Here is a 26,391-nt window from a genome sequence, read left to right on the forward strand (position 1 = left end):
GTCAAGAAGGCGTGGTCAAGTCCTGGCCGAAGACGTCGAAGGTGTCCCACCTCGAGCGACCCGAGCCCACTAGCATCCATGCGCGTTCGCCGACGAGGGAGTGTTCGTCTGCGCGTGGACGTCCCGGCGCGGGGCGCGTGACTTCCATGGCTCGGCCCGTGCGCGCATCGACCGTGATCAGCCCGATGCCTTCGCGCGCGAGTTCCCCGGCTAGCTCGAGCAGTCGACCGGGCGTGGCGGCATCGATCGCGATGTAGACACGGTCAGCGCATGCCTTGTGGCGACGCGCCTGAGATATCGCTCCACGCCAGTCACGGCGCTTGGCCTCGACCGTTACTACCGAGCGCACCAGCGAGCGGTAGGGATGGCGTGGATCGAGCGTGGCTTGTTCGCCACGACCTGTGGGTCGACTCAGCCAGCCGTCGGCCATGAGCCGAGGTACAACCGAACGACGCAGGTACTTGCTGGTCACGCCCGCGCGGAGCGCCACTTCGTCGAGCGTCGCGGGACCACCGCTCACGGCCGCCAGGCTGCGCAGTGCGGTCAAGTCGAGTACCGGTGCTAGTTCGAACTGTGCCCGGCGTCGGAGTTCTGCCGGGTTGAGTGCGACTCGAAGCACATCCGGTATTCCAGCAGCCGTCGGGATTTCAAAGAGGACGTGCGTCGACGCGGAGCGTTGGCCCGGCAGCCCAGTTGCGAGGCGATCGACGACATCCGCGATGGGTGCGTGCATGTCCGCCTCGCGATCGAACGCAAGAGCGCGCCCATGTGACCGCGGGCGAGGCACATGACGCGCCGGAGCGACCTCGGTCAGGGACACGTTCCGAGGTTAGGCGCTCCGCGCCAAGATCTCCCGTCTTCGACGGCCAGTTAGTGGCTGCAGACGCCATCGGCGACGAAGGTCACACCCAGGACCTGGGGCTCAACTCAAGTCCGCTGGCTGCCGTTGGGCCGAGGTGGCCTTCGCCCGGTCAAGCCCTTGGAAGTGGTGTAGCGCTTCGGCGTGATCTTCGTGCTGGTCAGGCGGTCAGAGCCAAGGGCTGCTCGGTCACCTCCGGGGTGTCGTCGATGAGCGTGAGGCGGGAGCGGGTCGGGACGTCGAGGGCGAAGTAGCGGCGGCCTTCGGCCCATTCGTCGTGCTGCTCGGCCAGGACGGCGCCGACCAGGCGGGTCACCGAGTCGCGGTCGGGGAAGATCCCCACGACGTCGGTGCGGCGGCGGATCTCCTTGTTCAGCCGCTCGTTCGGGTTGTTCGACCAGACCTGGCGCCAGATCGCCTTGGGGAACGCGGTGAACGCGAGCAGGTCCGCGCGGGCGGCGTCCAGGTGCTCGTGCACTTCGGGCAGTTTGTCGGCGACGAGGTCGAGCAGCTTGTCGTACTGGGCGTGCACGTCCTTGGCCGTGGGCTGGTCGTAGACCGAGTGCAGGGCGGCCTTCACCGCCGGCCAGGAGCTCTTCGGCGTCACGGACATCAGGTTCGCGGCGTAGTGGGTGCGGCACCGCTGCCACGTCGCGCCGGGCAGGTTCGCCGCGGTGGCCTCGACCAGGCCGCGGTGGGCGTCGGAGGTCACCAGACGCACCCCGGCCAGGCCGCGGGCGACCAGGTCGGCAAAGAAAGCGTTCCACGCCTCCTTGGTCTCGGAGGTGGTGACCTTGCAGCCCAGGACCTCGCGGTGTCCGTCGGCGTTGACGCCGGTGGCCACGAGCACGACGGCGTTGATCACACGGCCGGCCTCGCGGACCTTCATCGTCAACGCGTCCGCGGCCACGAAGGTGAAGGGTCCGGCGTCGGCCAACGACCGGGTGCGGAACGCGGCGACCTGCGCATCCAGGTCGGCGGCCATGCGCGAGACCTGCGACTTCGACAACGACGTGATCCCGAGGGACGCGGCGAGCTTGTCCATCCGCCGGGTCGAGACCCCGAGCAGGTAGCACGTCGCCACGACCGAGATGAGCGCGGCCTCGGCGCGCTTGCGCCGCTCAAGCAGCCACTCCGGGAAGTACGTCCCCTGGCACAGCTTGGGGATCGCGACGTCGATCGTGCCGACCCGGGTGTCCAGGTCGCGGTGCCGGTACCCGTTGCGCTGGGCGACCCGGTCGGGCGGGGCCTGTCCCCACTCGGCGCCGCAGACCGCGTCCGCCTCCGCCGAGAGCAGCGAGTTGATCACCGTGCCGAGCAGGTGACGCATCAGATCGGGCGAGGCGTCGGCCAGGGCCTGGCCCAGGACGGCGCCGGGGTCGACAATGCGTGGTGCGGTCATCGCGATGCTCCGTTCGAGAGTGCTGTGGAAGGTTCACTCGAAGGATCACGCGGTGACCGCGCCGTCGTCTACGACAACGTCGCCACCAGCGCTACACCACTATCAGGGACGCAACTTCACGCCGGGGCGGTTGCCGTCCTCGACGTCCGCATCACGCAGCCAGTTCCGCAGACACGACTCGGCCGAAGTCGGCCGCGATCTGCTTGATCGGAGCCTCGCCGCCACGAGCGACCGCCACGACGTCCGCGCGGAACTCCTGGGGATAGGGCCTGGGCACGGTGCACATCCTTCCAGCGGTGCCCTTCGGCACCACAGGTCAGGTGTCACCTATCCGTGCAGCAGACCCGACCAACCACCGGGGTGGCTGTCGTCTCTCCTGTACGATCCAGACGGACCTCAGACCCTCAACCCGGCCTGGGAGCTCCACCGCAGGGACCCAACGGGACCAACGACAGCGACCCGACCACGCGCTGAAGTCTGTGCCCGGATATGTGCCAGGTCCCGAGCGCCTGTAGCTCAGGGGATAGAGCACCGCTCTCCTAAAGCGGGTGTCGGCAGTTCGAATCTGCCCAGGCGCACAGATGTGTTGTTGCAGGTCAGGGTGGGTACGGGCGCCGCAGGCGCCGTCGCGGCTGGTCCGATTTGCCGGGCAATGGTCAGCGTGTGGTCAGCGACTTGTCTCAGGACGTGCACGGCCTGTGAAGGACGTGGACGGACGCCGGCGGACTCAAGGTGGCGCTCGACCTGATCGAACGGACCGACGGAGCAACCGCCCGGGTCGGTGGCGTCTGCTTCGCTGTGTCAGTGAGCAACCGCCGCCAACGTCACCACGTCGTGCCCCGACTGCATCTCCGCGGCTTTGCTGATGCCGACGGGCGGATCGTCCAGCTCGATCTCGACAGCGGACTGCGGCAAGAGGTCTCGGTGACCGACGCCGCAGTAATCAGGAACTTCTACACCCTGGTGCTCCCTGACGGGTCCGTGACGGATGCGTGGGAGCGGTGGCTGGGTGACGTCGAGGGCGCCATCGCTCCGGCCCTGCGGCGAGCGATCGCAATGCCCACGTTTCAACTTGACGACGGGGACCGCGAACGCCTTGCCCGCTGGGTCGCTCTCCAGTTTCTCCGTGGGCCCGACAGCCGCCGCCAGATGACCGAGCTCGCTGCGCTCACCCTGCGCGCTCAGGTGGGCATGGGTGGCCTTGCCTATCTCCAGTACGTCATGAGCCAAGCGATGGGCCGCGAGGTCACCAAGGCGGAGGCCGAACGAGTATGGGATGACGTCCACTCGTCAGCAGGGCCGAATGTGGTCGCGGACAGCGAGGAGCACCTCAGCGCCCTCGCGCGCAACTACGACGCCGCCACCGCCTCGATCTACGGTCGGTCATGGTGTCGCGTTACGTACACGCGGAAGCGGCTTATGGTCTCGGACGCCCCGGTGTCGCTGGTGGCCGGCGACGGCTATGACGAGCGAGGCCTGGCCGGGTCGGCGGCTATCGCGGTCCCATTGGATCGCCGGACCCTGCTGTGGCTAGAGCGTCCAGGAGAGGAGGGCGCCAGGGTCGACCGTGATCTTCACCCTTCCGCGGTCTTCGCGAACTTTTACAATCTCGCCGCCGTGGCGAGCGCCGAGCGGTTCGTGTACTTCCACCCGAGCGATGATCCCGTGCCGCCGGATGCGAGCCTTCCGCGGCCGCGGCCCAGGCGACTCGAGGTAAGAGGTGGGCTGGACTTCGCCAACCGCGAGCGGCCTCTGGCGGATGTGCTGGAGCAGATTGCCGCCCATGGCAGCGGTTCGCATGGCTCACTGATTGCGGACTACAGCTGGCCGATTCCGGGATATCGACCTCCGAGCGGGTGTGGAGGGGCGGGCGATGCGCGGGAGGGCCGGGCCGTATGAGTGCGAGCGCGCCGCAACCGGGTGAGGCAGGGCTGGGTGGACGCACGTCGATCCTCATCGACTTGAACCACGCGACAGGGATTGCTCATCTGTTCCGACCTGACGGGAAGTACATCGAGGCGCGGGTGTCCGAGCCCGCCCCAGACTCCCCGGTCGTTCGCGCGGTTCACCTCCTCGGGTTGCCCTACGTCGTTGCCACAACCGACCGAGGCGAAGACATCGCGATCGAGCTCCCGACTCGTGCCGACCCGGCCCCGCTCCGTGGCCGACCCGTCGTCTACTTGGACCAGCAAGCGTGGTCGAAGCTCGCGCTCGCCAAGCATGAGCCGGAGCGGCTTCGGCCAGACGACGAGCGGGACGCCGCCCTCTGGTTGATCGACCTGGCGGAGAACTGGTCCGTCGTTCTGCCGTACTCCGGTGGCGTGCTCGTGGAGACCGCGCACTGGTCCGACTACGAGAGGCGTCGCAGGTTGGCCGCAACCATCGCGAGCCTCAGCCGAGGGTGGCAGATGCTGGACCCGCTCGCGGTGCGTGCTGCGGAGTTCGAGCATGTCCTCGCCGTGGACAAGGCGCGGTGGTCGCTTCCGCGAGTCTGGACCTTGGCGCCGGGCGCCTGGGCGCAGGCGCGTGGGCTTAGTCACCGTTCTGGCGAGGGCCTTCCACCCGAGCACGCACTGACGGTGGACTCCATCGCATCCACGTTGGCCGCCCTATCGTCCATCCTCGACGTAGAGGCCACGCCAAGGACGGACCCCACCGGTTGGGCGGAACATTGGGCAGCGCTCGCCGCGCATGTTGCCGAGACCAGCAAGCCGAGGCACCTTACGGAACGGGCAGTCCATGGGGCGATCGTCGGCGACGCGCGGGCGGAGCTTGCTCGTGCCGCCAACGCCGTTGGCTGCTCGGTCCAGGCGTTCGACACCTGGCTCAGGAGCGCATCCCGTCAGGATCTCGGAACGCTGCCAGCACTCGGGCTCGCCCGCGAGGTCACCTACCTGAAGATTGTGAACTCCGCCGCCAAGTGGGAGAGCAACGACCTCACGGACATCTTCTATCTCGTTCAAGCGTGCGGGTACGCAGATGCGGTGGTGGGTGAACGCGGATTCGTGACACTCGTCCAGCAAGCGCAGCGACGCCTCCGGCGACCGGTCAACGCCTACAAGACCCTAGGAGCGCTGCGCGCCTCAGAGGTGCTGCGGGACGCCAGGCCAAGGCCGCCCGCACCACCGGAGTAGATCGAGTGGGCGCCTCGTCGGTGGCCCGGTCGGCCGGCCCTACCTCGAGGGTGGTGGTTCGATCGCCCGCGGCGTCTGCATCAGCGGTATCACCGGCAGCCGCTCCATCGCCTGCCACGTCGCCTCGCTGAACAGGTGCCCGTACAGGTCCATCGTCATCGTGGCGGTGGAGTGCCCGAGGATCACCTGCACCGCCTTCACGTCCGCCCCGGCCGCGATGAGCAGCGACGCGGCGGTGTGCCGCAGATCGTGAATCGTCGTCCCCTCGACGCCGGCTCGCCGCGTCGCCTCCGTCCAGCCCGACCGCGCCCGGAAGTTGGTGTTGGTCCAGACGCCCCCGGTCGGGCTCGGGAACAGGAAACCACCCGGCGCAGTGAAGGCGACCCGCGTCCGCACGTACTCATCCAGCGCCGCCGGCACCGGCACCGTCCGGGTCTGGTGCGTCTTCGTCGGCCCGAACACCGCGCCGCTGGTCCGCTTGGACTGCGTCGCCGCCCGGTGCACGCGCACGCCGAGTCCGTGCGGGGTCTGCACGACGTCGTCGACCCGTAGCGCCGCCATCTCCGAGAACCTGCACCCCGTGGTCCCGAGGAACAGCACGACCGGCTGACACAGCGGCGGCACCGCCATCACCAGCCGGCCGAGCTGCTCGGGCCGTAGCCAGTGCGGCTCGCGCTTGGTCCCCCCCGCGGGGCAGAGCCACCATCCGCGCCACGTTCACCGACAGTCGCCGGTCGCGGATGGAGTAGTCGAAGACCAGCCGAATCATCGACAGCGCCCGACGCCGCGTCGCCGTCGCCAGCCCGCGTGCCGTCAGCGCCGACATCACCCGCTCGACGTCGGCGGCCGAGATCCCGGAGATCGGGTACGCGCCGATCTCCGGGATCACGTACTTGTCCAGCAGGAACCGCGTGGTCTCCTGGCTGCGCACCGCCAGGTGGCCACGCGAGGCCTGCCACTCCTCGGCCAGCGCCGCGAACGTCATCCGCCCGCGCGCCGGGTCGATCCAGGAGCCGGCGTCCAGCTTCGCGAGCTGGTCGGCCTCCCAGAGCTTGGCGTCGACCCGAGCCGGAGGTCTCGCACTTCCGCAGGCCCGCCTCACGAGTACGGCGTGTAGTCCATCCGGTTGCTGGTGGTCTGGCGCCAGCGAGGTACCGGAAGGCACCCGCGAGGAAACCTGGACTGCGCCGTCCTGACTAGCCTCCCGTCCGGGAGAGTCACGGTCACCTGGGAGCGCGCGGGCCCGAAGACCTCGCTGACGCGGCCCTCGAGGGCGGCGTCCACCACGTCCCGGAGGAACGCCACATCCTCAGGCGTCGACGCGAGCTCCCATCGGCATCCGCCGCGGCCCACGGCGAGGATGATCTCGTCTCCGAGGACCAGCCAGTTGACCGGGCAGGCTCCAGCAGGGTGGGGGAGGACGACCCCGCCCCATTCGCCGGGCCGAAGGATCTCCGGCCCGAAGCGGGCCATGAGGTCGCGAAGCACGACCTCCAGTTGCGCCCCGACGTCGGTGGGCGAGCCGTCTGCCGCACGGCGACTGACGGGCGCGGGTCGGGCCTCATCGTCCCGGGCATGCGGAGCGCCACTGGTCGAGCGCCATGGCATTCGGGGAGGAAACCACTCCAGGCGGTCCGCTGCTTCAAGGCTCGGCAGCGCGACGACGGACTCGTCGTACAGGTGCCACTCGTTACTCGAGTACGCCTCGGCGGCGATCAGCAGCGTCGTCCCGGTGTCGCCGTGGAGGAGGGCCTCCGTCACGAGTCCTGCGCATCGGCCGCCCTCGACTGTCGTGTCGTAGGTGACGTCGACGGCCCGAATCGGGCCACGGGCGAGGTCGATGCCTGTGCGCGAGCGACGCGAGCCAGAGTCGGAAGCAGGGAGGCGAAGATCCACCGGGTAGAGGAAGGACAGTCCGAAGACGCCGTCGTCCTGGTAGACGCTGATCAGCCGCTCCGAGTCACGGCATCGGGCGCGCAGCCAGGCGTACGGGACGCGGAGGTCACCTGGTGATGCCCACGCGACAGGGACGTCATCGGCGCCCGACTCCAGCGCCCACTCCTCTCCTTCCCACGAGAGCACGTCGCATGACGCGAGGAGCAAGGCGGCCGCGATGTTGCGCGAGATCCACCCGACCGAGTCGGCCACGTCGGCGGCGCTGAGCAGGGCGGACACCGCCTCCACCGTCATGGCCTCTAGGTCGCTGTGCACCGGCAGCACGCCGGGAGCGCGCACCGCGGAGAACACAGGGAACGCGCCGCCGTCCTCGCGGCGGACGGTCCACACGACGTCTCCCGACGAGGCATCGGTGAACGTCCACGCGAGCCCCTCGAGTGTGCGGACGTCGCTCGCGACCGTGGCGTGGAACCTGGCCCGCCAGTCAGCCATCCCCCCGCCTCGCCGTCTCGTCGCCATCGCCAGCACGGTCCTTCCGGCCTGAGCCCGAGCATTGCACGCTGCGCAGGCGCCGCGACGGCGGTGGCAGACTCGCGCCGTGGTCCAAGTTCTGGGCATGACAGTGGTGGAGAGCGACGGCGTCGCGGCCCTGGTCCCCTCGATCGACGGCGCGTCACTGATCGACATGGTGAGGGCCTTCGAGCAGGTCCGCGGCTTCACACCCGCCGGGGGCTACGCCGGCATCATCCCCGCCCACTTCCAGTTCGGTGACCTCGCCGACTACTACCTCGGCACCGCGAGTCGGCTGTGGCCCCGGGACGGACACCTCTGGGTCCTTGGCTGCGACTGCGGTGAGGTCGGGTGCTGGCCGCTCGAGGCTGAGATCACGGTCTCCGATCAGTCGGTCTGGTGGTGCAACTTCTCCCAGCCGCACCGGCCGGCGTGGTCGTACGCGGGCTTCGGTCCTTTCGTCTTCGATCGCCGCCAGTACGAGAACGCGGTCGCGGCGTCAGTGGCAGCTCTCGATGCCTGATCCCGTGGACCGGCCGCTGACGGGGCGTGAGCGTGACGTCCTCAACGCGTTCCTGGCGGTGGACTTCCTGGGCGTCGAACGACTCCGCCGTGAGGCCGAGGCGATCCGCGTCGTCGGTGTCTGCGGGTGCGGCTGCCCGTCGATTGACTTCCAGCGTGCGGTCGGCGTCGGGATGAAGATTGAGGTCAACGCCGCAGTCGACGGCTCCGATGACGGCCTGTTCCTCTTCACTGTCGCGGGCCGCTTGGGCGGCATCGAGTATGTGGGAGTCTCGGGCGAGCGTGACCCGGCGGAGTTCCCGGATCCGGCGCTCCTTCGTCTTTGGATTGCATAAGCCGGGTCGGTCGCCGGGGCCGGATGGCCGGGACGGCGGCACTGTGCCGCTCTACGGCAGCAGGTCGAGGTACTTCCGGCGGGCGGGCATCGCGTGGATGACGAGTTCGTCTCCGCCGTCGAGCACGAGGACCACTGTCTCGAGCAGTCGCGCCTGGGTGTCGAAGCCGAGGCGCAGCTCGCGGTAGGGCGGGCCGTCGTCGTCCAGGGGCTCGATCCACAGGGGCCACTGGGCGGCCTGGATCGCGTCGTCCTGCGCGACGCCGTGCTTGAGTGCGTTGCGGTGGACCCTCACGCAGCGAAGTGGGCGAGCGCGGCCCGGATCGCCTCGGATCGGGTCATGTCCTGCTTCGCCGCTGCGGCGTCGAGGGCGTCGAGCTCCTCAGCTGTGAGCCGCACTGCCACGACCTGCATCGGCTCCGCCCCGCGGCCGGGGCGCCCGCGCCCTCGACGCTTAAGGGCGTCGACGTCGTAGCCCGCCTCGGCTTCATCGGCCCACTGCTGGATCTGGTCGTCGCTCACCATCCCCATATCGTATGACGAAAAGATGCGGATCGGTAGGCGCGCGTCACCCCGTGCGCGGGATGGGTTCGCGGATGACGCTCGGGATGACGTAGCGCAGATGGCGCAAGGGTCGCCCGCCGAGGCTCGCTCGCTTGGCTACCCGGCGGTCTCGAACTCGAAGCGGCCCGAACGCTCGCCGCGGGCGAGCCAGTCCTCGACCTCATGCGCGGCCGAGTGGTCGACGGCGATCGCGGTTAGCCGCGGGGAGAACACGTCGAACCAGCAGCCGAACGGCTCGAGCTCGACCTGTAGATCGCGCCACCGCTCATCGGGGCCGTCGCCGGTCCACTCTGGGAGCCACACGCGGTACGTTCGCGCGCGGGCCTGACTGACGCGGCCGGTCGCGACGAGGCCGCCCTCGGCCGAGGCGACCACCTCAACCTCATCGCCGAGGCTCACGCCGTGGGCGAATGCAGGGATCGACACGAGCGCTGCTCGCGACTCCGACAGATCGATCGCGTTGAGGCCCTCCCACGTGACCTCGCCGTCTTCCGCCACATCGACGCCGAACCACACGACCGAGTCGGCCGCTGCTGCGTCGGGATGTACCTCGAACGCGCCCGAGCGCCACCGCGAGACCCGGCTCGGGTGCTCGATGTGACGCGTCACGGCAGACACCGTAGGGCTGGCGCCTACTCCGTGGGGCCATCTTGGAGCGGGATCACGTGGTGAGTTGCAGCTGGCGCCTCGATCGCCCGCGGCCGCTGCATCAGCGGTATCACCGGCAGTCGTTCCATCGCCTGCCAGGTCGCCTCGCTGAACAGGTGCCCGTACAGGTCCATCGTCATCGTGGCGGTGGAGTGCCCGAGGATCACCTGCACCGCCTTCACGTCCGCCCCGGCCGCGATGAGCAGCGACGCGGCGGTGTGCCGCAGATCGTGGATCGTCGTCCCCTCCACGCCAGCGCGCCGCGTCGCGTCCATCCACCCCGACCGCGCCCGGAAGTTGGTGTTCGTCCACACGCCCCCGGTCGGGCTCGGGAACAGGTACCCGCCCGGCGCCGCACCGGCCACCCGCGTCCGCACGTACTCATCCAGCGCCGCCGGCACCGGCACGGTCCGCGTCTGGTGCGTCTTCGTCGGCCCGAACACCGCACCGCTGGTTCGCTTCGACTGCGTCGCCGCCCGGTGCACCCGGACACCGAGCCCGTGCGGGGTCTGCACGACGTCGTCGACCCGCAGCGCCGCCATCTCCGAGAACCGGCACCCCGTGGTCCCGAGGAACGCCCGCGACCGGCTGGCACAGCGGCGGCACCGCCATCGCCAGCCGGCCGAGCTGCTCGGGCCGCAGCCAGTGCGGCTCACGCTTGGTCCCGCCGCGCGGCAGCGCCACCATCCGCGCGACGTTCACCGACAGCCGGCGGTCGCGGATGGAGTAGTCGAAGACCAGCCGAATCATCGACAGCGCCCGACGCCGCGTCGCCGTCGCCAGCCCGCGTGCCGTCAGCGCCGACATCACCCGCTCGACGTCGGCGGCCGAGATCCCGGAGATCGGGTACGCGCCGATCTCCGGGATCACGTACTTGTCCAGCAGGAACCGCGTGGTCTCCTGGCTGCGCACCGCCAGGTGACCACGCGAGGCCTGCCACTCCTCGGCCAGCGCCGCGAACGTCATCCGCCCGCGCGCCGGGTCGATCCACGAGCCGGCGTCCAGCTTCGCGAGCTGGTCCGCCTCCCAGCGCTTGGCATCGACCCGGCGCCCGAACGACCGCTGCGCGATGACCCGGCCCTCGAAGAACACCTTGGCGCGCCAGCTCACGTCGCCCGTCGGGTGGGCCCGCCTGGTGACGGACATCAGCGCCGCTTGACCGGCATCGTCGGTTCGCGCTCGACCCACGCCGCCGGGAGGAGGATCACCGTGCCGAGGCGTCGGTACGGGATCTGCTCGTGCTCGACCAGGTGGTACAGCGTCCGGGGCGGCACCCCGAGCACCCGCGCCGCGTCCTTCACGCGGTAGTACTGCCGAGCCGCAGTGGCGGGGACAGTGTGCTGTGCGGTGGTGGTCATGACCTTCTCCTTCTGTTGGGTTGGGTGTGGCGGTGGTCAGCGACCGAGCACCGGTCCATCGGCGGACGACGGTGGCGGCGCGGTCAAGAGCTGCGACGCGGGCTGTGGAGGCCAGGCGTTCCACGATTGCTGTGGATGCACGGGCGGCACGAGGGGCGCGGCGCGGCCCGGGTGGTAGGTGTCCCAGGTCTCGGTGGCGCTGGGCTCGGCGTGGCTGGTCGCGAGGATCTGCTCGAGCACCTCGCGGCCCGACGATGGCGCGTGGCCGGGCAGGCACTCGGGGTCGCCGTGGTCGAGGACGACGTAGGCGCGGTTGGTGTGGCGGCCGCGGCTCATCGCGACGTAGAGGTCCTCGCGGCCCATGCCCGGGGTGGTGATGGTGTGGGTCTCGTCGACGGTCATGCCCTGGGTGCGGGCGATGGTCGTGGCGTAGCCGAGCTCGACGTGCTCGGCGACGTAGTCAGCGGGCAGCCGGACGGTGGCCGAGTCGGCGTGGGTGGCGGGTCGGACGCGGAGGGACCCGTCGGGTAGGACGGCGGTCACGTCCCACAGGGCGCCGTTGCGCACGAACCCGTCGGCAGTGGTGAGGCGGCGCTGGTTGCGTCGGGTGACGATCCGATCGCCGACGCCGGCCGCCAGCCCGTCGTGCAGGCTCACCCCGGTGGGCCCGACGTCGCCGCTTGCGATGCGGTCGGCGCGGATGCGGGCGTTGAGCTCGCGGACGGTCCGGTTGTCGACCGCCTGGAGCACCGCGACCCGGCCGTGCTCATTCGCGGTGGTGACGGCGTCGATGGCGGCGTCGAGCACCGCGTCGTGCCCGCCAGCCGTGATGGCGCCGTGAGCCTGGTATGAGTCGAGCGCGGCCGGATGGGCGCGGCGCAGCTCGAGACTCGCCCGCGCCTCCCACGGGTTCGCGAACCGCCACAGGCTGGTGAGTTCGGCGGTCGGCCCGCGGCGGGCGAGCATCCCGAAAGCGCCGCCAGCGTCGACCGACCCGCGCTGCAGGTGGTCCGCGACCAGCAGCACCTTCGCCGTCGCCGCCCGTGCTTGCTCGACGATCGCCGCCAGGGTCCGGGTGTCGGCCAGGGAGGCCTCGTCGACGATGACGAGCTGCCCAGGGGAGAAGCGCCACTGGTCCTGCTCGGCCCGCAGTCGCCAGTGCTCCTCGTTGGCAGCGCGCTGCTCCCGGTAGTCGCGGCTGGCCTTGCGGGCGACGGCGTCGGCGTAGCGCAGGGCGCGTGCGGTGGCGCCGTCGCCGGTGGACTCGTGCAGCCACTTCGCGGTGGTCTCGCACGGCACCCCGAGCGACTCCGCCAGCGCTTGCGCCGCCGTGGCCGATGGCGCGAGCCCGACGACGGACCCGATGCCGTGCCGCCAGAACGAGGTCAGCGCGGCAAGGGTGGTGGTCTTGCCCGATCCGGCCGGGCCGACGAGCACGTCGAGCAGCCGCCCGGAGGTGATGACGGCCTCGGCGGCCACACGCTGGTCGGGGGCGAGGGCGCCGAGGTGGCGCTCGGTGCGCAGCGGGATGGCGCCGAGCATCTCTGCCGGCCGGTGCGGCGCGCCGGCGGTCTCCGCGGCGTCGATGAGCACCTTCTCCGCGCCGAGCAGCTCGGTCGAGGTGAACAGCGACTCCCCGACGCGCCGCGTCATCGGGTCACAGTTGTCGTCCAGGTGCACGCACGCCGCCGCTGCCTGGGTGGTGACCTCGTTGAGCAGCGCCCGCCGCTCGGTCGGGGACGCCATCCGCAGCAGCTTCGAGGCGCGGACGGAGGCGGCGCCGAGGTTCCACGTCGTCCACACCGACCGCCGCGTCGACACGTCATCGAGCACCTGGGCGACCATCGCCGCCCGCACCTCCGGCCCGACGTCGAGCGCGTGCAGCGCCCGCCCGTAGGCGCTGGCCAGCTCGGGCCAGGTCACGCGGCTCGAGCCCGGTCAGCACCCGGGCGCGGTTCGCCCAGTCCCCCAGCAGATCCGCGAGCGGCCGGACCGTCTTCGGCGGCCGCGTGGCACGGGTCAGGTGCTGGCGCGCACGCGTCGTCTCGACCCGGGTCGGTGCCCGGCCGTGCGTGGTCTCGAACTGGGCGAGCCACTCCTGCTCGGCGCAGTGGATCGCCTCGGCCCGTGTCGAGAAGTGCGCGAGGAGGTGCTCGCCGATCCCGTCGACCTCGAACGCCGGGTTCCGTCGCGGGCCGCGGTCGCGCATCGACCACTCGACAGGGAGCCGCCGCGCCAGCTCGTCGGCGAGCAGCGCGTCATAGAGCTCGGACACGGTGACGACCGCGGCGTGCACCGTCCGACCGTCAACGCTGCGCCAGGCGCCGTCGGGCCCCTGGACCTTGTTGGCGATGACAACGTGGGTGTGCAGGTTCGGGTCCCCGGCCCGGGTGTCCCAGTGGTCGAACGCCGCCGCGACCATCCCGCGGGTGCGGACCTGATGACGGCCACCGTCGCCGGTGCGCGTGCGGATGACGCGCTGCTCGACGAACTCCAGCGATGACGCCAGCGCCGCCCGGTGCGCGTCATAGACGATGACGCGCGTCGCGTCATCGGCCAGCGCCCACAGCACCGAGACCGACTTCGGTGCAGTGAACGTCAGGTCGAACCCGACGACGGCGTGACGCTTTCCGTCATCGAACCGGCTATAGGGCCGGCCGAGTGCGTCATCGGTCAGCGGGTCGACGACGTCGCGGAAGACCGCCGTCATCGCCGCCTCGGTGACGGCGTCGCCCGGGCGGAGCCGCCGGTTCGCGTCACCGAGCCCGGCGAGCCCTTCGCCGTACCAGCGGCCGGCCGGGTTGCCGGTCTGCTCGTAGTACGCGGTGAGCGACGTCCCGGCGTCGAGGCCGGCGTCGCCCGCGGCGACGTGCCGGGTCAGGTAGGCGTACCCGTCCCGAGCCGTCAGCTTGTGCATCGACATCACCGGCTCCACCTCCCCTCGCGACTCCGTCGCTACCTGCAGGTGTGCGGCACCGGGGGAGAAGATGCGCACCTGCCGCCGCGACGGCGTCTAGGTAGAGGTGTGCCAGCGGGCCTACCAACCTCGGGCTTTGGCTGCTGCGACGTGCAAGACGTCGGCGGGCACCGAGCGGACGCGGACTGGAACGATGGGGCGATGGGTCAGCAGGAAGTCACGTTGCGAGTCGCTGGCTGGCCGCCGGCGAAGAACGAAGCCAAGTCGCTCTTCGCGGTGGGCCACGTCCATTTCGCTCGGGTCACCGCTCTCCTCGAGGCAGCGCGCGGTGCAACGGAGGATGGCGCGGCGGACGTGCTGTTCGGAGCTCGGCCACTGGGGCTCGAGCTGACGGTCTCATCCCCGACCGAGCCGCGCGCCGACGCGACCAACTTCTTGGGCGGCGTCGGCGACGTCCTCGAGGTGAAGGATCGACGTGCAGCACTAGAACACTTGGGCGAGCTTCGCCACGTTGGCCTGTACGAGAACGACCGCCAGATCCAGGAGGTGCGCTATCGGTGGCGCCGGGGCCTCGAGGTCGCCTACGTCGTCCGGCTCTGGGAGCTCGACGACTGACTACGCGCCGTCCCGCACGTGAACGCGACGGCGTCGACTCTCCGCCCGCCTCCTCTGAGCCGGAGTCACTGCTTCGCCCTCCCCTCGACCGTCCCAGTCGCGATGACGGGCCGCGACTCCTCTTGCATCTCCGCGATGCTGCTTCTCCCGCGACGAGGCGGCCAGTATTGACGGGGCGATGAGCAAGCCTGTGCGCGCTTGGCTCTACCAATCCTCATGTCTGCACCGTCAGCGCAGAGGCCAGTGCACGCTCGATGGCCCCGATGGCAGCAAGCCAGTGCTCCGACCACTCGTTGACGTGCGGTGCAGCTTCCGCTCTCTTTACGAGGAAGTTCTCTACGGCACCCTTGGACTGGTCTCGGATGTGGAACTCCATCAAGGCGCCCGCAGCGTCAACGATCCATCGATCGAACCATGCCGGTTCGCGCTCGTGGGCCTGAACCAGATAGGAGTCAGGGAACAGCCCTTCGACCGAGCGTCCGCTACGCACCATTACATAGTCCCGATTCGGGACAAACTGGATTCCAGCGTTACCTAGCTTGCCGTTCACCGCGCGCACCGCTCGAGTGCCGGCCTCGTCTCCGTCGAAGACGGATACGACTGCGCGCTCAGGTGCGATGTACTCGTAGTTCGACATAAGGAATGCTTGCAGCCCTGCCGTTCCTCCGAACGCGCGCTTCGAAGCCCGAGCGATGTGTGGGAACGACTCTGCTCCTCCGAGGCGATCGAGCGCCCACTCGAAGAGTCGTACGTCGGACTCCCCTTCGAAGAATATGTTGCACTCGGTCAGTCCGAAGTAGTCGCTGAAGCGCACTCCTAAAGCGTCGCGCAGCGACCTCGTTGCCTCAGTCACGCTGGCGTACCCGCTTGTCTTCGTACGCCCATCGACCTCCTGGTCGCAGCCGAGGATCGCGAGGGGGTCGCTGGGGATTAATCCTAGTGCGTGTGTCGTCTTGAGGACCTGACCGAATGCCTCAAGCCTCTCGAGCAGCCGCCTCGCACTGTCGTACAGTTGCGGGTGCAGGTAGGATTCGGGCTCTTCAACGAGCCAAAGGGAGTCCTTGCCGGCGAGTCTCTCTCGCTCCGCGATCCAGGCGAAGCAGGCGAACATGGCCAGCGATTGGATGCCGCGGCCCTTGTCGAATATCGAAGTCACCTCAGGATCCGAGACGTGGAACTTGAAGTAGCTTAGGAATCCGCCGAGGAGTGGGTCGGGAACGCCGAACTCCACCGCGAGTCCCGGGAGGCCGTTCTCTTGAAGTGCCTCAGTTAGCTGGGCTGAGATGCGGCCGAGCGCCGCCTCCAGTGCGCGGACTTCGTCAGCCAACTCGGCGGCCACCGAGGCCTTCAATAGTGGCGAGATGACATCCGAGAAGATAGCCTCGCCGCTCTTTGCGCTTGGAACATAGTGCACTGAAAAGCCGCGATGCAACTCATCGACGAGCTGTCGGATTAGCCTTGAGTGCGCGCTCTGGTTCTCTCGCGGCAGCTTGCTCGTCGTATCTGAGCTGAGACGGTATGTGGGATTTCCTGCTGAGGAAAAGATGAGCTGGAGAACAATATCGTCGTGCCCTCGCACGCGCGCCGGCTCATACAGAGCTAGCAACCTGTCGTATGTGTCGAGAACTTGCTCGTCACGCGCATTACCGTTCGCGCGAAAGGTTCCGACTAGCGTCGTCTGAGCGCTGCTTTGGCCAAAAGTGAGGTCGGCCTCCCGACGGTAGCCGCCAGCGTTGTCGAAGCCCGTAAAGAAGAGTTCGACTGCACGCAATAGGTTCGTCTTGCCGGAGTTGTTGGGGCCTACAATAGTAAGTCCATTGGGCAGGTCGACCGTCTGCTCCGTGCCGATGCTTCTGTAGTTCCGTACGCGAAGACTTTGAAAGTGCATCGGGTCGGGGTCTCCTCGCTCGTCGCCGTATCGCTGCAGACGCTAGCCTGCCCTCCGCGGCCGCTGCCGGAGGCCACGCCGCCCGGCACCCCACGGTACCTGCCCGCATGGATCCCACAGATGGTGCCCGCTACGCGTGGATCCGCGCGCCGCCAACAACTCTGTCGCCGAAAGTGGGCTGGACGTCATTCGCCCGACTCGAGCGCCAGTACGGCCCGGCGGCCGTCCTTAAGGCTGGCTTCGAGGAACGCGTCGAGCGCTTCGGTCACGTCGCCGCAGGTCCCGAAGAGTCCACTCGTTGCCAGACTTGTGAATTGAGACGCTGTGAGTCGGCTTGATGCTACGGAGTCGGGGGTGAAGCTCTTCACGCCTGCCTTTGTGGCGATCTTCAGATGCTCCGTGGGCACGACATCGCCAGAGAGAAGGCGCGTGTCGAGTCCTTCAAAACCAGGCTTCCGGTAGCAGAACTTCACAAAGCATGCGGCCGCAGATAGGCGGTAGCCCTCGAGGACTTCACAGGTCGCGTTCGCATGCTTGCGACTGGCGGAGTCGACACGGTTCATCGCGCGGAGCTCTTTCCGGAACTGCCGGTTGACGGACGCGCGGGCCGAATCTCCGGATCCTTCATACATCTTGTACTGGACAAGCAGATAGCCGGGCGGGCGGTGTCGGTAATACACGAGATCGACGCCGGTGCTTGTTTCGATGTTGGTTCGGTTTGCATACACGATCGTCACCTGGCGGCCCTGCGCGGACCTATATCTCTTCACAGCCGCATGGAGCGGGGGCGTCTCGTCCCAATCTTGAAATGCGGACCAGTCGCTTATTATGACCGCGTCCTCAAGGGCGCGCGCGCCCTCGTCTAGGTCGCGCATGAACGGAGCTTGGCGGTCTTCGCTCAAGGCCCGGCGCACCTCAGATCCATCGAAACCAACAATCTGAAGCGCCATTCGAGTCGCGTCGGCCTGTTGGCGCACGATATCGCGCCCGTGGCTAGAAAGATCGAGTGCGAAGGCGTGCCGTTCGCGAACAAACGCGTACCAATCATCAAAGTTCTCGGCCTGGCGCGGAATCTCGTGTAGGAGCGCGTCCGACTGGGACGGGTTTAAGAGTTGGCCGCGACTAGGGTCAAGCTGTTCAAGCGCTTCAAACTCCCCGAACGGTAAACCAAGGCGAAGGATGTCCTCCACTCGATAACGCCACTCAAAAGTAGAGAGCCGCTGCCCGCGGGTTATAACCGCAAGGTCGAAGGCGCCCGTCGGAGGGTCGACGAGTATGCAGATGACAGGGCCGACCTTGAATTTCGGGACACGATCCCCGGTGTCGGCGAAGGTGAAGTCGTCGCCTTCCGTCTCGTCGAGGCGGGCGCTCTCGATGGGGCGGAGGGGAAGTATGGCGATCTGCTTGAAGGTCACGTCACCGTCCTCTTTCGATTGTGTGCCCGCTCCTCGGCGAGCCCGTGTCGGCGGCGGCGGGGGCGGGGACCCGCCTTCGATCATGGCGCACGGAGCCTCTTCGAGGCGAGCATCGAGGCGCCGGCCGGCGCTCAGTGAGGGGGATCCAGTCGCGCGCAGGCGATGGACGTTCCCGTGTGCGCCTGCGCTTAGGCCCCGCTGTCCGAGTGCAGGCGTGGTCAGCGTGTGGTCAGCAGGGTCCCGGAACCGGGTCACCCCGCGAGCTACCCGCGTGTAGTTCCGCAGGTCAGCGCGGACGTTGGCGCGACGAGCCGCGTGTTCTCGCTGCCGGCCTGGTCGATCTCGGCCACGGCGAGCTGGCGGGCGCCGACCGTCGGGTTCTCGATCTGCGACGACGAGGCCGACTCGGTGCGCAGCAGGATCGACGACATCGGGCCGAGCGTCGGGCTCTCGGCGCCGAACCTCGCGCTCGCGTACAGGTCGAACCGTGCGAGTGCCGCGGTCGCCTGGTCGACGTCCGCACCCAGGTCCGAGGGATGGTCACGGAGTGGTCGGCGATGCGTGCGGGCACGCTCGACTCGTACGACCCGGAGGCGCTCGACCGCAGCGCGCGCGAGTTCAGCCGTCGGTCCGTGCGAGCCAGTGGTGCGACTCGTATGCCGTCGCTGGAACGGCCGGCGCCGCAACTTCCGTTGCCATGCCCCAGCCTTACTAACAGTTTCGGGGGAAGTGTTAGGAGGAGGCGTGCCCATGTGCGGCTCATCGCAGATCCGGTGGGAGGAGTAGTCCGCCGGCGACGAGGAGCATGCGCAGGCGGTAGTTGTCGGGGTTGCGGTAGCCGCGGGCGATGCGTCGGTGCAGCTCGATGATCCCGTTGATCGCCTCGGTGCCGCCGTTGTTCGCACCGCCGGTCGTGAAGTAGCCCAGGTAGGTGTTCTTCCACTGGCGCAGGGTGCGGCCCAGGCGGGCGATCTCGGTGATCGGGCAGGACGCGAAGCTCGCCACGACGTGCTCGGCGATGGCCCTGCCGGCGGCGGGAGTTACGGCGGCGTAGGCGGAGCGGACCTGCTGGTAGCACTGCCAGGCCAGGAGCACCTCGTCGCCGGGGTCGCCGCGCTCGAGGCAGTCGAGAAGCCGGGCCCACTGCCGCTCGGTCAGCTCGCCCGCGGCGCGGTGCAGGATGTTGCGGATCCGGTAGAGCGGGTCGCCGGCGCGGCCGCGGTGCCCGAGGGTGGCTTGTTGGACGCGGCGGCGGATCTCGTCCATCGCCTGGGCGGCGAGCTTGACGACGTGGAACGCGTCCAGGACCGGGACCGCCTCGGACAACTCGTCGCGCAGCGCGTTGGCGTAGCCGCGGTAGGGGTCCAGGGTGGCGACCTTCACCCCGCTCCGGAACGCGGCCGTGCGGTCGGTCAGCCAGGTCGCGTACGCCTTGCCGGTGCGCCCCGGCACGAGGTCGAGCAGCCGGGCGTGGACGCGTCCGTCCTGGTCACGGGTCAGGTCGACCATCCCGGTGAACATCGCCGGCCCCTTGGTGGAGGTCTTGTGCGGGGTGTGGTGCCACACGTGCTCATCGACCCCGAGAGTCCCCACCCCGGCGAACCGGGATTCATCGGCGGCCAGGTCTTCCAGACGCGGCTTGACGACCCGCCACAGCGTCCACCACGCCACGCGCAGCTGACGGGCCAGACCGCCGATCGTGGCGTGCTCGGCGCGTAGCTGCCTGATCGCCCAGGAGATCACCCGCGTCGTGATCGACCCGCGCGCAGTGACCAGGGTCGGCACCTGCTCGCTGAACGTGCGCCGCGGGCAGCCCGCATCGGGGCACGCCCACCGGCGCTGGCGCCACACGATCTCGACGGGGACCGTCCCGGGCACGTCGTGAAGGACCCGGGTGCGTCGCCCCCGACTGGGGGCAACGACCCCGCAGTCCGGGCAGCCCATCAGCGTCCACGGCGTCTGGACCGTGACCCGCAGGCGCCCGTCGTCACGCTCGACGCCCACCACCTGCACGCCGTCCAGGCCGAGCAGCACCTCGCACCGCGGGCAGGGGTCAGATGCGGGCGCGCCAGCGGCGCACCCCGTAGCGTTGGGCATCGTCGAGGTCATCGTGGAACGGTTTGCTTGGTCGCTACCGATCCTGAGGACCTCGACCTACATCACCACGCAACCCGCCTCACCGGCGCGTCGCGACACCCCCACCGGATCTGCGAAGAGCCCCTTTTGCTGGGCGCGGCGGCAGACGATCACCGACCCCGCCCACAAGGCCGCCGCGCTGGCTCTGTCACGCGCGGCCGCGCACCGCCCGTCGGTGTCGGACCCCGACGAGGTTGTGCAGCGTGACCTGGGCGCCTTCGACGCCGCGTTCGGCCTGACCGAGGTTGTCTGTTGAGCGCCACCAAGGCCCCGAACCGGGACGTGACCAGCGAGCTCGGCGACATCCCACCCGCCGAGCAGGAGGGCCAACCACTTGCGATCACAATGCTGTGGCTCGCCTTGCCCTGGTGCCGGGCGACCGAGCTGGTGTGGATGTCGGGTGAAGGAGTCCCCACCGGGGTGGCGCCCACATGCCCACCCGGGGTACTGTCCCGGACATGGACACGCGCGAATCGCTTGGTCACGTGGGGTTCGCACCTATCGGCGAAGTGACGGCTGACGAACGGTCGCGGATCGCCTTCGGCAAGGCGGGCGTACGCCGAGATGACCGCTACGCCGTCGCAGTGAGTCGGGACGGAGAGATCCTCCTGACCCCGCTGGTGTCGGTGCCCAAGCGGGAGTTGCTCGTTTGGGAGAACGAGCTTATTCGGGCCGCCCTCGGGCGAGGGCTGGCACAGAGCGCCGCTAACGAGACCGAAGACCTCGGGGACTTCACGCAGTACGCGGACGGTGAAGACGAGGAGTCGGAGTAAGTGGGCCCTGCACCGCACGAGCTCAGGTTCACTGCTGAGGCAGCGGGGGTGCTCCGAGACCTCGAGGGCGACGCGCACCTGTCGAAGAAGTTAGCTAAGGTGCGCCGTGCGCTGGGCCGATTGCAGGTGGATCCGCGGTACCCATCGCTCCAGTCGCACAAGTACACGTCTATGAGAGGTGTGAACGGGGAGGACGTCTGGGACTCGTATGTCGAGAACAAGACGCCAGGCGCATGGCGCATCTTCTGGCACTATGGCCCCGGAGCGAACGAGATCACCGTCGTGTCGATCACGCCGCATCCCAAGTAGTTTGATTACCTGCTGTCGGCTGTCCTGGGGGCAATTGCATGGTGGGCGACCTGCCTCACGACGCTCAAGAACTGATCCTGGACGCCCTGGTTACGTACGCTGACGCGTGCACACGTCCGCACCTCACGCCGTCCTGTCCGTTCTACAAGCGAGGCGAGGACGGCCCGACCTGCGGTGAAGAGTGCCGGGGTATCGCGGAGGCGTTGGGAGTCACGTCGCGACCCGTCGGAGCCGCCGTGGTCGAGGGCGGACTTCTCATGACGGGCCGGCAGATCCCAACCACTGCAGCCGCCGGGATGGTCGACTTCGACGCCCAAGCGATCTACATCCAGGAGCGGTCGCTCGCCTATGGCGAGCAGTCCACGGCTTCCCTGCTCATCGGGCTAGCTGCGGCCTTGCGTGCAGAGGGGCGAGGTTCCAGGCAGCTGGACGAAGACAGGGTGCTGACGATCTGGCGCGAGCTAGAGGCGAGATCAGTGCCGGTCGAGCGCGTCGTTCGCGGTGCGATCCTGCCGCAGATGGCCGTTCAGATCGCAGCACACGCTGCGCTGTCGCATGTCGCCCGGTCCGGCGAGCTCCCGGCCACTGCAAGTGTCGCGCTCCGGCGAGAGTTGGCTGACATACCTGCCGGTTCCTGGTCCGCACTACTCGACGCTTTGGTCGATTCGTTCGGTTCCGGACCCGACGGGGCCTTGCACGCGTTCATCAACTCAAGCACTCCATATAGAGGCTTAGCGCCGGGCTTACCGCGGCGACCGCTTAGCGAGCGGGACGAGGCGGACGCAATCGACGTCCCTTTAGATGCGCACGTCGTGCTGGCACTGTCGCCCGGATTCCTGGGACGGGTCGAGGAGTGGCTGGCCCGCCTCCTCGAAGAGGACCTCCTCGCTGCGCTCGCCGCTACCCCCCCGCCCCCATCTGTCTTCTTTGCGTTGCAGCACGATCGAGTGGTTCGGGATGAGACCGGCCTCTGGATCTGGGAGCGGCTTGCCGTCACCGACTTCGCCGAGTGGAGCGACTCCTCCTTGCTGCTCGAGTGGCGCTATCTGCGGGGCGAGTACGCCGGTTCGTGTCCAGACCGAGTCTTTGCCGAGCGGGTCACGGCCCGCGAAGTCATCGCCGAGCGCGCGCTTGAGCGGATGTCCAGATCTCGGGGACAGCACATCGAGCCGCAAGACCTTCACCCGATGCACTTCGTCCGACAGGCGGTGGAGCATCTTAAGGGCGGTAGGTGTGAGGACGCTGCGTCGATCTTCCGAGGGCTCGTCGAGATCCGTCCCGCGGACGGGGACGCTTGGAACAACCTTGGCTTCTGCGAGCTCTACAGCAGACCCGCAAGCGGCTTTGCAGCCCTCGAACAGGCGAGCCTCTATGAGCTCGAGCAGCCCTTGATCAATGTGGCGAACCGATGCCTCGCGCTGCACCTCTTGGGCAGGGACGAGGAGGCTGTCGCCCTCGCCGAGGCGAGCGCCTATCTCCGGTCTGGGAGCCCCGCGTCGGCGTATCTGTGGCGGCATCGGTCCCGCTCCGAGCCGCTGGTCCTCGAGGAGGACGCGCATCCCGTCGAGTACCTCGACGGCCTCGTCGCGCATCTCACGGCGGGTGACTGCGAGTAGTCCTTCTCCACGAAAGCCGGGCTGCTCAGTACGCGCCGAGCGCCGAGAAGTACGCCTCAGTATCCGTCAGACGCACCGCGGAAACGGGCGCCGCCCTGCGGGGCATGACGCCCACGGGGCAAGATCGCGTGGACCAGCGCGCGCCGGGCGCGGCCGTTGCCGCCAGGGCGAGCTGGCGGGCGCCTACTGTTAGGTTCTCGATCTCCGAGGACGAGGCCGACTCGGTGCGCAGCAGGAGCGACGGCATCGGGCCGAGCGCCGGATTCTCGGCGCCCGAGCTTCGCGCTCGCGTACATGAAGACGTGCGAGTGTGCCGGTCGCCTCGTCGATGTCCGCCCCCAGGTCCGCGGGGATGGTCAGGGAGCGGTCGGCACTGCGTGCGGGAACGTTCGACCCGTATGGGCACGAAGCGATCGAGAGCTGGGTGCGCGCGTTCATGCCGTCGGTCTGCGCCAGCCAGTGGTGCGACTCGTGCGCCGTCGCTGGAACCGCGAGACGCAATCTCCGTAGCAATGCCGCACCCTTGCTAACAGTTCGCGCGAAAACGTCAGTGAGGGGTCCGCATACGCCCGGAACTCTTCGCCGCTCGAATCGGCCGTCGGTCGTCGGCCGTCGGTCGTGTCCGCGAGCGTGACACCGTCGTCGATTCTCGGGGTGGCGCCGAGGTCTTGCCCCGCTGCGCTCGTCCGGGGGCGCGCACCGGGGGCGCGTGCGACGAGGTGGGAGGCGGGTTCGACGGCAGTGCGCGACGCCGTTGCCGCGGATGCGGCAGCGGTCCATGGTTCTCGGGAGGACGTCTGGGATGGCGATCGTGAGGGTGCGCGGTGAGGGCGAACCTCCGAGCGGCCGGGTGGCACGAGCGCGCGCCACGGGCCTACTACTACGGGACGGCTGGCCTGGACGGCTCGTCTGCCCGAGCGGCGGCTCCTCGAGCACCGCCGAGATCCCATCCACCTGCCGGGTGCGTCCGTATCCGCGCCCGTGCGCGGCAGGCAGCCGCGGCCCTTGTTCCCCCGGCCCGGCCGACGCGCGGCGCACACCGCGATCGTGCTCGTCGTCGGGACGGGGCTGTGGTCCGTTAACGTGTTCGTCACGATCATGACCGTCGGTGCGGCGATGTTGTTCATGGTCTTCCAGCGGCCTCTCGGAGAGTTGCGGGAGTTCTGACGCGTCCGCTCGCGTGCAGTCGTCTCATCCCGAGCGGGCCTCGGCCACCTCGTTCAGTGCGTGGCCGTCGCGTACCGCCGGCCGAGGACGTCGACGTACTCCGCCAGCTCGGGCGGGTTCGTGACCGTGAAGTCGTAGCCGAGCATGCCGATGTAGACGGCGACGATCTCGACGCTGTCGCCGCCGGTGACGAGGACGCACTCGGTGTCGGAGACGGGTTCGACGACGCCGACGGTGGGGTTGATGCGGGCGAGGACCTGCTCGGCTGAGGCGTGGACGGTGATGCGGGTGTGGACGGCCCAGCCGGCGCGGGCGACCTCGCGGGCGACGAGGCCGGTGTAGTCCTCGCCGGGGAGCGGGGTGGGGGTGAAGCGGCGGCCGTTCGGGGTGCGGATGGTGATGCGGTCGAGGCGGTGCGGGGCCCAGGTGTCGGTGGCAGGGTCGCGCGCGACGACGTACCAGCGGCGTTGCCAGGTGACGAGCTTGTAGGGCTCGACGGTGCGGGGCTCGTCGTCCTCGAGGAGGCGCAGGGACTCGTGGTCGCGGATCGCGGCGGCGATGGTGGCGACGAGCGCGGGGTCGACCTCGGGGTCGGGGACGTTGCTGTCGGTGTTGAGCGGGCCGTGCTCGAAGGCGTCGCGGAGCGCGGCGACGCGGCGGCGCAGGTGGTGGGGGAGGACCTGCTCGAGCTTCGCGCGGGCGCGGGCTGTGGTGTCTTCGAGGCCGCGCAGGCCCGTGGCGGCGCCGAGGCCGACGACGATCCCCACGGCCTCGTCGTCGTCGAGAAGAAGGGGTGGCAGGGTCTTGCCGACGCCGAGCTGGTAGTAGCCGCCGGTGCCGCGCGCGGAGTCGACCGGGTAGCCGAGGGTGCGGAGGCGGTCGACGTCGTTGCGCAGGGTGCGGGTGGTGATGCCGAGGCGCTCGGCGAGCTCGTCGCCGGTCCAGCGGGCGCGTGACTGCAGGAGCGCGAGCAGTTGCAGGAGGCGGGCGGAGGCCTCGAGCATGCGGGTCCTCAGGTTCGTCGGAACTCCTCGAGAGTAGAGGAACGAACCGTGCCGGAACGGTTCATAGCGTGACAGTCATGACGACGACACAGCAGACCACCCTGACCGTCCGCCCGTTCCAGGTCTCGATCGACCAGGCCGTTCTCGACGACCTGCACGACCGGCTCGCCCGCACCCGGTTCGCCCCCGCCGCGCCCGGCGACTCCTGGGACTACGGCACGCCCGAGCAGTACCTGCGCGAGATGGTCGCGTACTGGCACGACGAGTTCGACTGGCGCGCGCAGGAGGAGCGCATGAACGCCTTCCCGCACTTCCGCACCGAGATCGACGGGCAGACGATCCACTTCATCCACGTGCGCTCGTCGGAGCCGGACGCCACGCCTCTCCTGCTCGGGCACACCTACCCGGGGTCGTTCGTCGACTTCCTCGACATGATCGGCCCGCTCACGGACCCCGTCGCGCACGGCGGCCGCGCGGAGGACGCGTTCGACGTGGTCATCCCGTCGATGGTCGGGTTCGGGTTCTCGACGCCCGTCGTCGACGGCGGGTGGACGACGGCGCGGCTCGCGCGGACCTGGGACACGCTCATGCGCGGGCTCGGGTACGAGTCGTACGGGACGCACGGCAGCGACGGCGGCGCGATGATCTCCCGCGAGCTCGCCGTGATGGACCCGCCCGGGTTCCTCGGCGCGCACGTGCTGCAACTGTTCTCGTTCCCGTCCGGCGACCCCGCCGAGTTCGAGCAGCTCACCCCGGCCGACCACGCCGCGCTGGAGTTCCTCGGCTGGTTCCAGCAGCGCGCCGGCTTCGCCGCCGCGAACTCGTCGCGACCCCAGACCGTCGCCGCCGGCCTGGCGGACTCGCCCGTCGCGCAGCTCGCGTGGAACGAGCTGTTCGAGAACTTCGGCAACGGGACGAGCCTGCTCACCCGCGACCAGGTGCTCACCCAGGTCTCGCTGTACTGGCTGACGAACACCTCGTCGACCGCCGTGCGGTTCTACTACGAGGAGGCGCGCGCGCAGGCCGAGCCGCAGGTCAGCCACGGTCGCACCGGGGTCTCGGTGTTCGCCGACGACTTCAAGACGATCCGGCCGTTCGCCGAGCGGGACAACACCCACACCGTCCAGTGGACCGAGCACGAGCGCGGCGGGCACTTCGCGGCCATGGAGGTGCCCGACGTCCTCGTCGACGACCTGCGCACGTTCTTCCGTGTCTGAGCCCTTCGCCCGAGGTGGTGGCGGTTCCGTGACCCGTGTGGAACCTCTATGAGCACCCCCGTCGGGACTTGTGGCGCACCCGCCGGGCACTCGGCGTCGCTAGGGCG

At 69.1% G+C, this 26,391-nt stretch carries 26 protein-coding genes, 1 tRNA gene and 2 pseudogenes; 11 read left to right on the forward strand and 18 right to left on the reverse strand.

All coding sequences use genetic code 11. From position 1 onward, the window contains the following. Position 1: 1 nt before the first annotated feature. The 3 genes and pseudogenes from CBP52_RS17725 to CBP52_RS18435 all read right to left on the reverse strand — a co-directional run. Positions 2-820, reverse strand: coding sequence for a hypothetical protein (locus CBP52_RS17725; RefSeq protein ID WP_157732701.1), 819 nt, complete (start codon positions 818-820; stop codon positions 2-4). 199 nt (positions 821-1,019) lie between these two features. Then, complete coding sequence (locus CBP52_RS16660; protein ID WP_094181902.1) at positions 1,020-2,261, reverse strand: IS256 family transposase; 1,242 nt, start codon at positions 2,259-2,261, stop codon at positions 1,020-1,022. A 132-nt stretch (positions 2,262-2,393) separates the two neighbouring features. Then, positions 2,394-2,538: pseudogene (locus CBP52_RS18435) on the reverse strand (transposase); the annotation flags it as partial. 228 nt (positions 2,539-2,766) lie between these two features. On the opposite strand from CBP52_RS18435, the gene CBP52_RS16665 reads away from it, so the two are divergent. From CBP52_RS16665 to CBP52_RS16675, 3 genes are all read left to right on the forward strand, one after another. Continuing rightward, positions 2,767-2,839, forward strand: a tRNA-Arg gene (locus tag CBP52_RS16665). Positions 2,840-2,993: 154 nt separating this feature from the next. After that, the gene (locus tag CBP52_RS16670; protein WP_094181903.1) at positions 2,994-4,160 is read left to right on the forward strand and encodes a DUF4238 domain-containing protein; all 1,167 of its coding nucleotides are present in this window, start codon (positions 2,994-2,996) and stop codon (positions 4,158-4,160) included. A gap of 62 nt (positions 4,161-4,222) precedes the next feature. Next, positions 4,223-5,395 carry a hypothetical protein gene (locus CBP52_RS16675; RefSeq protein WP_157732702.1) on the forward strand — a complete coding sequence of 391 codons (1,173 nt, stop codon included), beginning with the start codon at positions 4,223-4,225 and terminating at the stop codon, positions 5,393-5,395. 39 nt (positions 5,396-5,434) lie between these two features. Here the strand turns inward: CBP52_RS16675 and CBP52_RS18440 are convergent, their stop codons facing one another. Together CBP52_RS18440 and CBP52_RS16685 are read right to left on the reverse strand one after the other, a co-directional pair. Beyond that, the gene (locus CBP52_RS18440) at positions 5,435-6,025 is read right to left on the reverse strand and encodes a site-specific integrase (protein ID WP_232514561.1); all 591 of its coding nucleotides are present in this window, start codon (positions 6,023-6,025) and stop codon (positions 5,435-5,437) included. A gap of 468 nt (positions 6,026-6,493) precedes the next feature. Continuing rightward, positions 6,494-7,783 carry a hypothetical protein gene (locus tag CBP52_RS16685; RefSeq protein WP_094181905.1) on the reverse strand — a complete coding sequence of 430 codons (1,290 nt, stop codon included), beginning with the start codon at positions 7,781-7,783 and terminating at the stop codon, positions 6,494-6,496. A 106-nt stretch (positions 7,784-7,889) separates the two neighbouring features. On the opposite strand from CBP52_RS16685, the gene CBP52_RS16690 reads away from it, so the two are divergent. Both CBP52_RS16690 and CBP52_RS16695 read left to right on the forward strand, forming a co-directional pair. Continuing rightward, complete coding sequence (locus tag CBP52_RS16690; protein WP_198303494.1) at positions 7,890-8,324, forward strand: hypothetical protein; 435 nt, start codon at positions 7,890-7,892, stop codon at positions 8,322-8,324. Continuing rightward, positions 8,317-8,658 carry a hypothetical protein gene (locus CBP52_RS16695; RefSeq protein WP_094181906.1) on the forward strand — a complete coding sequence of 114 codons (342 nt, stop codon included), beginning with the start codon at positions 8,317-8,319 and terminating at the stop codon, positions 8,656-8,658. The genes CBP52_RS16690 and CBP52_RS16695 overlap by 8 nt, the downstream gene beginning before the upstream one ends. Before the next feature lie 51 nt (positions 8,659-8,709). Here CBP52_RS16695 and CBP52_RS16700 read toward each other — a convergent pair whose 3' ends face one another. The 7 genes from CBP52_RS16700 to mobF form a co-directional block, all read right to left on the reverse strand. Continuing rightward, complete coding sequence (locus CBP52_RS16700; protein WP_094181907.1) at positions 8,710-8,952, reverse strand: toxin; 243 nt, start codon at positions 8,950-8,952, stop codon at positions 8,710-8,712. Beyond that, on the reverse strand, positions 8,949-9,188 hold the full coding sequence (locus tag CBP52_RS16705; RefSeq protein WP_094181908.1) for a ribbon-helix-helix protein, CopG family: 240 nt from the start codon (positions 9,186-9,188) through the stop codon (positions 8,949-8,951). The genes CBP52_RS16700 and CBP52_RS16705 overlap by 4 nt, the downstream gene beginning before the upstream one ends. 129 nt (positions 9,189-9,317) lie before the next feature. Then, a complete protein-coding gene (locus CBP52_RS17730; RefSeq protein WP_157732703.1) occupies positions 9,318-9,830 on the reverse strand; it encodes a DUF4265 domain-containing protein in 513 nt (170 codons plus the stop codon). Positions 9,831-9,853: 23 nt separating this feature from the next. Next, positions 9,854-10,411, reverse strand: a complete 558-nt coding sequence (locus tag CBP52_RS18445) for a tyrosine-type recombinase/integrase (protein WP_232514562.1) — start codon at positions 10,409-10,411, stop codon at positions 9,854-9,856. 603 nt (positions 10,412-11,014) lie between these two features. After that, on the reverse strand, positions 11,015-11,227 hold the full coding sequence (locus CBP52_RS16720) for a helix-turn-helix domain-containing protein (RefSeq protein WP_094181910.1): 213 nt from the start codon (positions 11,225-11,227) through the stop codon (positions 11,015-11,017). A 36-nt stretch (positions 11,228-11,263) separates the two neighbouring features. Continuing rightward, complete coding sequence (locus CBP52_RS16725) at positions 11,264-13,150, reverse strand: ATP-dependent RecD-like DNA helicase (RefSeq protein WP_232514563.1); 1,887 nt, start codon at positions 13,148-13,150, stop codon at positions 11,264-11,266. Then, positions 13,050-14,150, reverse strand: coding sequence for a MobF family relaxase (gene mobF, locus CBP52_RS18450; protein WP_232514564.1), 1,101 nt, complete (start codon positions 14,148-14,150; stop codon positions 13,050-13,052). Before mobF ends, CBP52_RS16725 begins: the two co-directional genes overlap by 101 nt. 195 nt (positions 14,151-14,345) lie before the next feature. Between mobF and CBP52_RS16730 the strand changes: the two genes are divergently transcribed. Beyond that, a complete protein-coding gene (locus CBP52_RS16730) occupies positions 14,346-14,759 on the forward strand; it encodes a hypothetical protein (protein ID WP_094181911.1) in 414 nt (137 codons plus the stop codon). 214 nt (positions 14,760-14,973) lie between these two features. Here the strand turns inward: CBP52_RS16730 and CBP52_RS16735 are convergent, their stop codons facing one another. The 5 genes and pseudogenes from CBP52_RS16735 to CBP52_RS16745 form a co-directional block, all read right to left on the reverse strand. Further along, entirely contained in the window at positions 14,974-16,338 is a 1,365-nt protein-coding gene (locus tag CBP52_RS16735) for an ATP-dependent endonuclease (RefSeq protein ID WP_232514565.1), read from the reverse strand. A 135-nt stretch (positions 16,339-16,473) separates the two neighbouring features. After that, positions 16,474-16,647, reverse strand: a pseudogene (locus tag CBP52_RS18790) (AAA family ATPase); the annotation flags it as partial. Positions 16,648-16,832: 185 nt separating this feature from the next. Further along, entirely contained in the window at positions 16,833-18,062 is a 1,230-nt protein-coding gene (locus tag CBP52_RS16740) for a hypothetical protein (RefSeq protein WP_094181913.1), read from the reverse strand. A gap of 263 nt (positions 18,063-18,325) precedes the next feature. Further along, positions 18,326-18,493: a hypothetical protein gene (locus CBP52_RS17735; RefSeq protein WP_157732704.1), complete on the reverse strand. Its 168-nt coding sequence runs from the start codon at positions 18,491-18,493 to the stop codon at positions 18,326-18,328. A 328-nt stretch (positions 18,494-18,821) separates the two neighbouring features. Further along, positions 18,822-20,159 (reverse strand): ISL3 family transposase, encoded by a 1,338-nt coding sequence (locus tag CBP52_RS16745; RefSeq protein WP_198303495.1) that lies wholly within the window; start codon positions 20,157-20,159, stop codon positions 18,822-18,824. On the opposite strand from CBP52_RS16745, the gene CBP52_RS18055 reads away from it, so the two are divergent. The 4 genes from CBP52_RS18055 (at position 20,152) to CBP52_RS17745 (ending at position 24,063) form a co-directional block, all read left to right on the forward strand. After that, entirely contained in the window at positions 20,152-20,454 is a 303-nt protein-coding gene (locus tag CBP52_RS18055; protein ID WP_198303496.1) for a hypothetical protein, read from the forward strand. The two genes, CBP52_RS16745 and CBP52_RS18055, sit on opposite strands and share 8 nt — an antisense overlap. A 202-nt stretch (positions 20,455-20,656) precedes the next feature. Then, positions 20,657-20,971, forward strand: a complete 315-nt coding sequence (locus CBP52_RS16755) for a hypothetical protein (protein WP_094182466.1) — start codon at positions 20,657-20,659, stop codon at positions 20,969-20,971. Between the two features lie 347 nt (positions 20,972-21,318). Continuing rightward, positions 21,319-22,896, forward strand: a complete 1,578-nt coding sequence (locus CBP52_RS16765) for a hypothetical protein (protein WP_157732705.1) — start codon at positions 21,319-21,321, stop codon at positions 22,894-22,896. A 1,005-nt stretch (positions 22,897-23,901) separates the two neighbouring features. Beyond that, complete coding sequence (locus CBP52_RS17745) at positions 23,902-24,063, forward strand: hypothetical protein (protein WP_157732706.1); 162 nt, start codon at positions 23,902-23,904, stop codon at positions 24,061-24,063. A gap of 53 nt (positions 24,064-24,116) precedes the next feature. Here CBP52_RS17745 and CBP52_RS16775 read toward each other — a convergent pair whose 3' ends face one another. Next, positions 24,117-25,067, reverse strand: coding sequence for a YafY family protein (locus CBP52_RS16775; protein WP_094181918.1), 951 nt, complete (start codon positions 25,065-25,067; stop codon positions 24,117-24,119). A 77-nt stretch (positions 25,068-25,144) separates the two neighbouring features. Between CBP52_RS16775 and CBP52_RS16780 the strand changes: the two genes are divergently transcribed. Continuing rightward, positions 25,145-26,284 carry an epoxide hydrolase family protein gene (locus tag CBP52_RS16780; RefSeq protein WP_094181919.1) on the forward strand — a complete coding sequence of 380 codons (1,140 nt, stop codon included), beginning with the start codon at positions 25,145-25,147 and terminating at the stop codon, positions 26,282-26,284. The last annotated feature ends 107 nt before the right edge of the window (positions 26,285-26,391 follow it).

This window comes from Cellulomonas sp. PSBB021, from assembly GCF_002240455.1.
Lineage (GTDB): Bacteria > Actinomycetota > Actinomycetes > Actinomycetales > Cellulomonadaceae > Cellulomonas > Cellulomonas uda.

What these genes read in the sequence shown, in the direction of transcription:
- CBP52_RS16780 (WP_094181919.1), top strand. Translation starts at nt 25,145, where the DNA reads ATGACGACGACACAGCAGACCACCCTGACCGTCCGCCCGTTCCAGGTC.
- CBP52_RS16775 (WP_094181918.1), bottom strand. Translation starts at nt 25,067, where the DNA reads ATGCTCGAGGCCTCCGCCCGCCTCCTGCAACTGCTCGCGCTCCTGCAG.
- CBP52_RS16705 (WP_094181908.1), bottom strand. Translation starts at nt 9,188, where the DNA reads ATGGGGATGGTGAGCGACGACCAGATCCAGCAGTGGGCCGATGAAGCC.
- mobF (WP_232514564.1), bottom strand. Translation starts at nt 14,150, where the DNA reads ATGTCGATGCACAAGCTGACGGCTCGGGACGGGTACGCCTACCTGACC.
- CBP52_RS16695 (WP_094181906.1), top strand. Translation starts at nt 8,317, where the DNA reads ATGCCTGATCCCGTGGACCGGCCGCTGACGGGGCGTGAGCGTGACGTC.
- CBP52_RS16685 (WP_094181905.1), bottom strand. Translation starts at nt 7,783, where the DNA reads ATGGCTGACTGGCGGGCCAGGTTCCACGCCACGGTCGCGAGCGACGTC.
- CBP52_RS16765 (WP_157732705.1), top strand. Translation starts at nt 21,319, where the DNA reads ATGGTGGGCGACCTGCCTCACGACGCTCAAGAACTGATCCTGGACGCC.
- CBP52_RS16755 (WP_094182466.1), top strand. Translation starts at nt 20,657, where the DNA reads ATGGACACGCGCGAATCGCTTGGTCACGTGGGGTTCGCACCTATCGGC.
- CBP52_RS16720 (WP_094181910.1), bottom strand. Translation starts at nt 11,227, where the DNA reads ATGACCACCACCGCACAGCACACTGTCCCCGCCACTGCGGCTCGGCAG.
- CBP52_RS18440 (WP_232514561.1), bottom strand. Translation starts at nt 6,025, where the DNA reads ATGGCGGTGCCGCCGCTGTGTCAGCCGGTCGTGCTGTTCCTCGGGACC.
- CBP52_RS16745 (WP_198303495.1), bottom strand. Translation starts at nt 20,159, where the DNA reads ATGCCCAACGCTACGGGGTGCGCCGCTGGCGCGCCCGCATCTGACCCC.
- CBP52_RS18445 (WP_232514562.1), bottom strand. Translation starts at nt 10,411, where the DNA reads ATGGCGGCGCTGCGGGTCGACGACGTCGTGCAGACCCCGCACGGGCTC.
- CBP52_RS16730 (WP_094181911.1), top strand. Translation starts at nt 14,346, where the DNA reads ATGGGTCAGCAGGAAGTCACGTTGCGAGTCGCTGGCTGGCCGCCGGCG.
- CBP52_RS16660 (WP_094181902.1), bottom strand. Translation starts at nt 2,261, where the DNA reads ATGACCGCACCACGCATTGTCGACCCCGGCGCCGTCCTGGGCCAGGCC.
- CBP52_RS17735 (WP_157732704.1), bottom strand. Translation starts at nt 18,493, where the DNA reads ATGTCGTCGATCCTGCTGCGCACCGAGTCGGCCTCGTCGTCGCAGATC.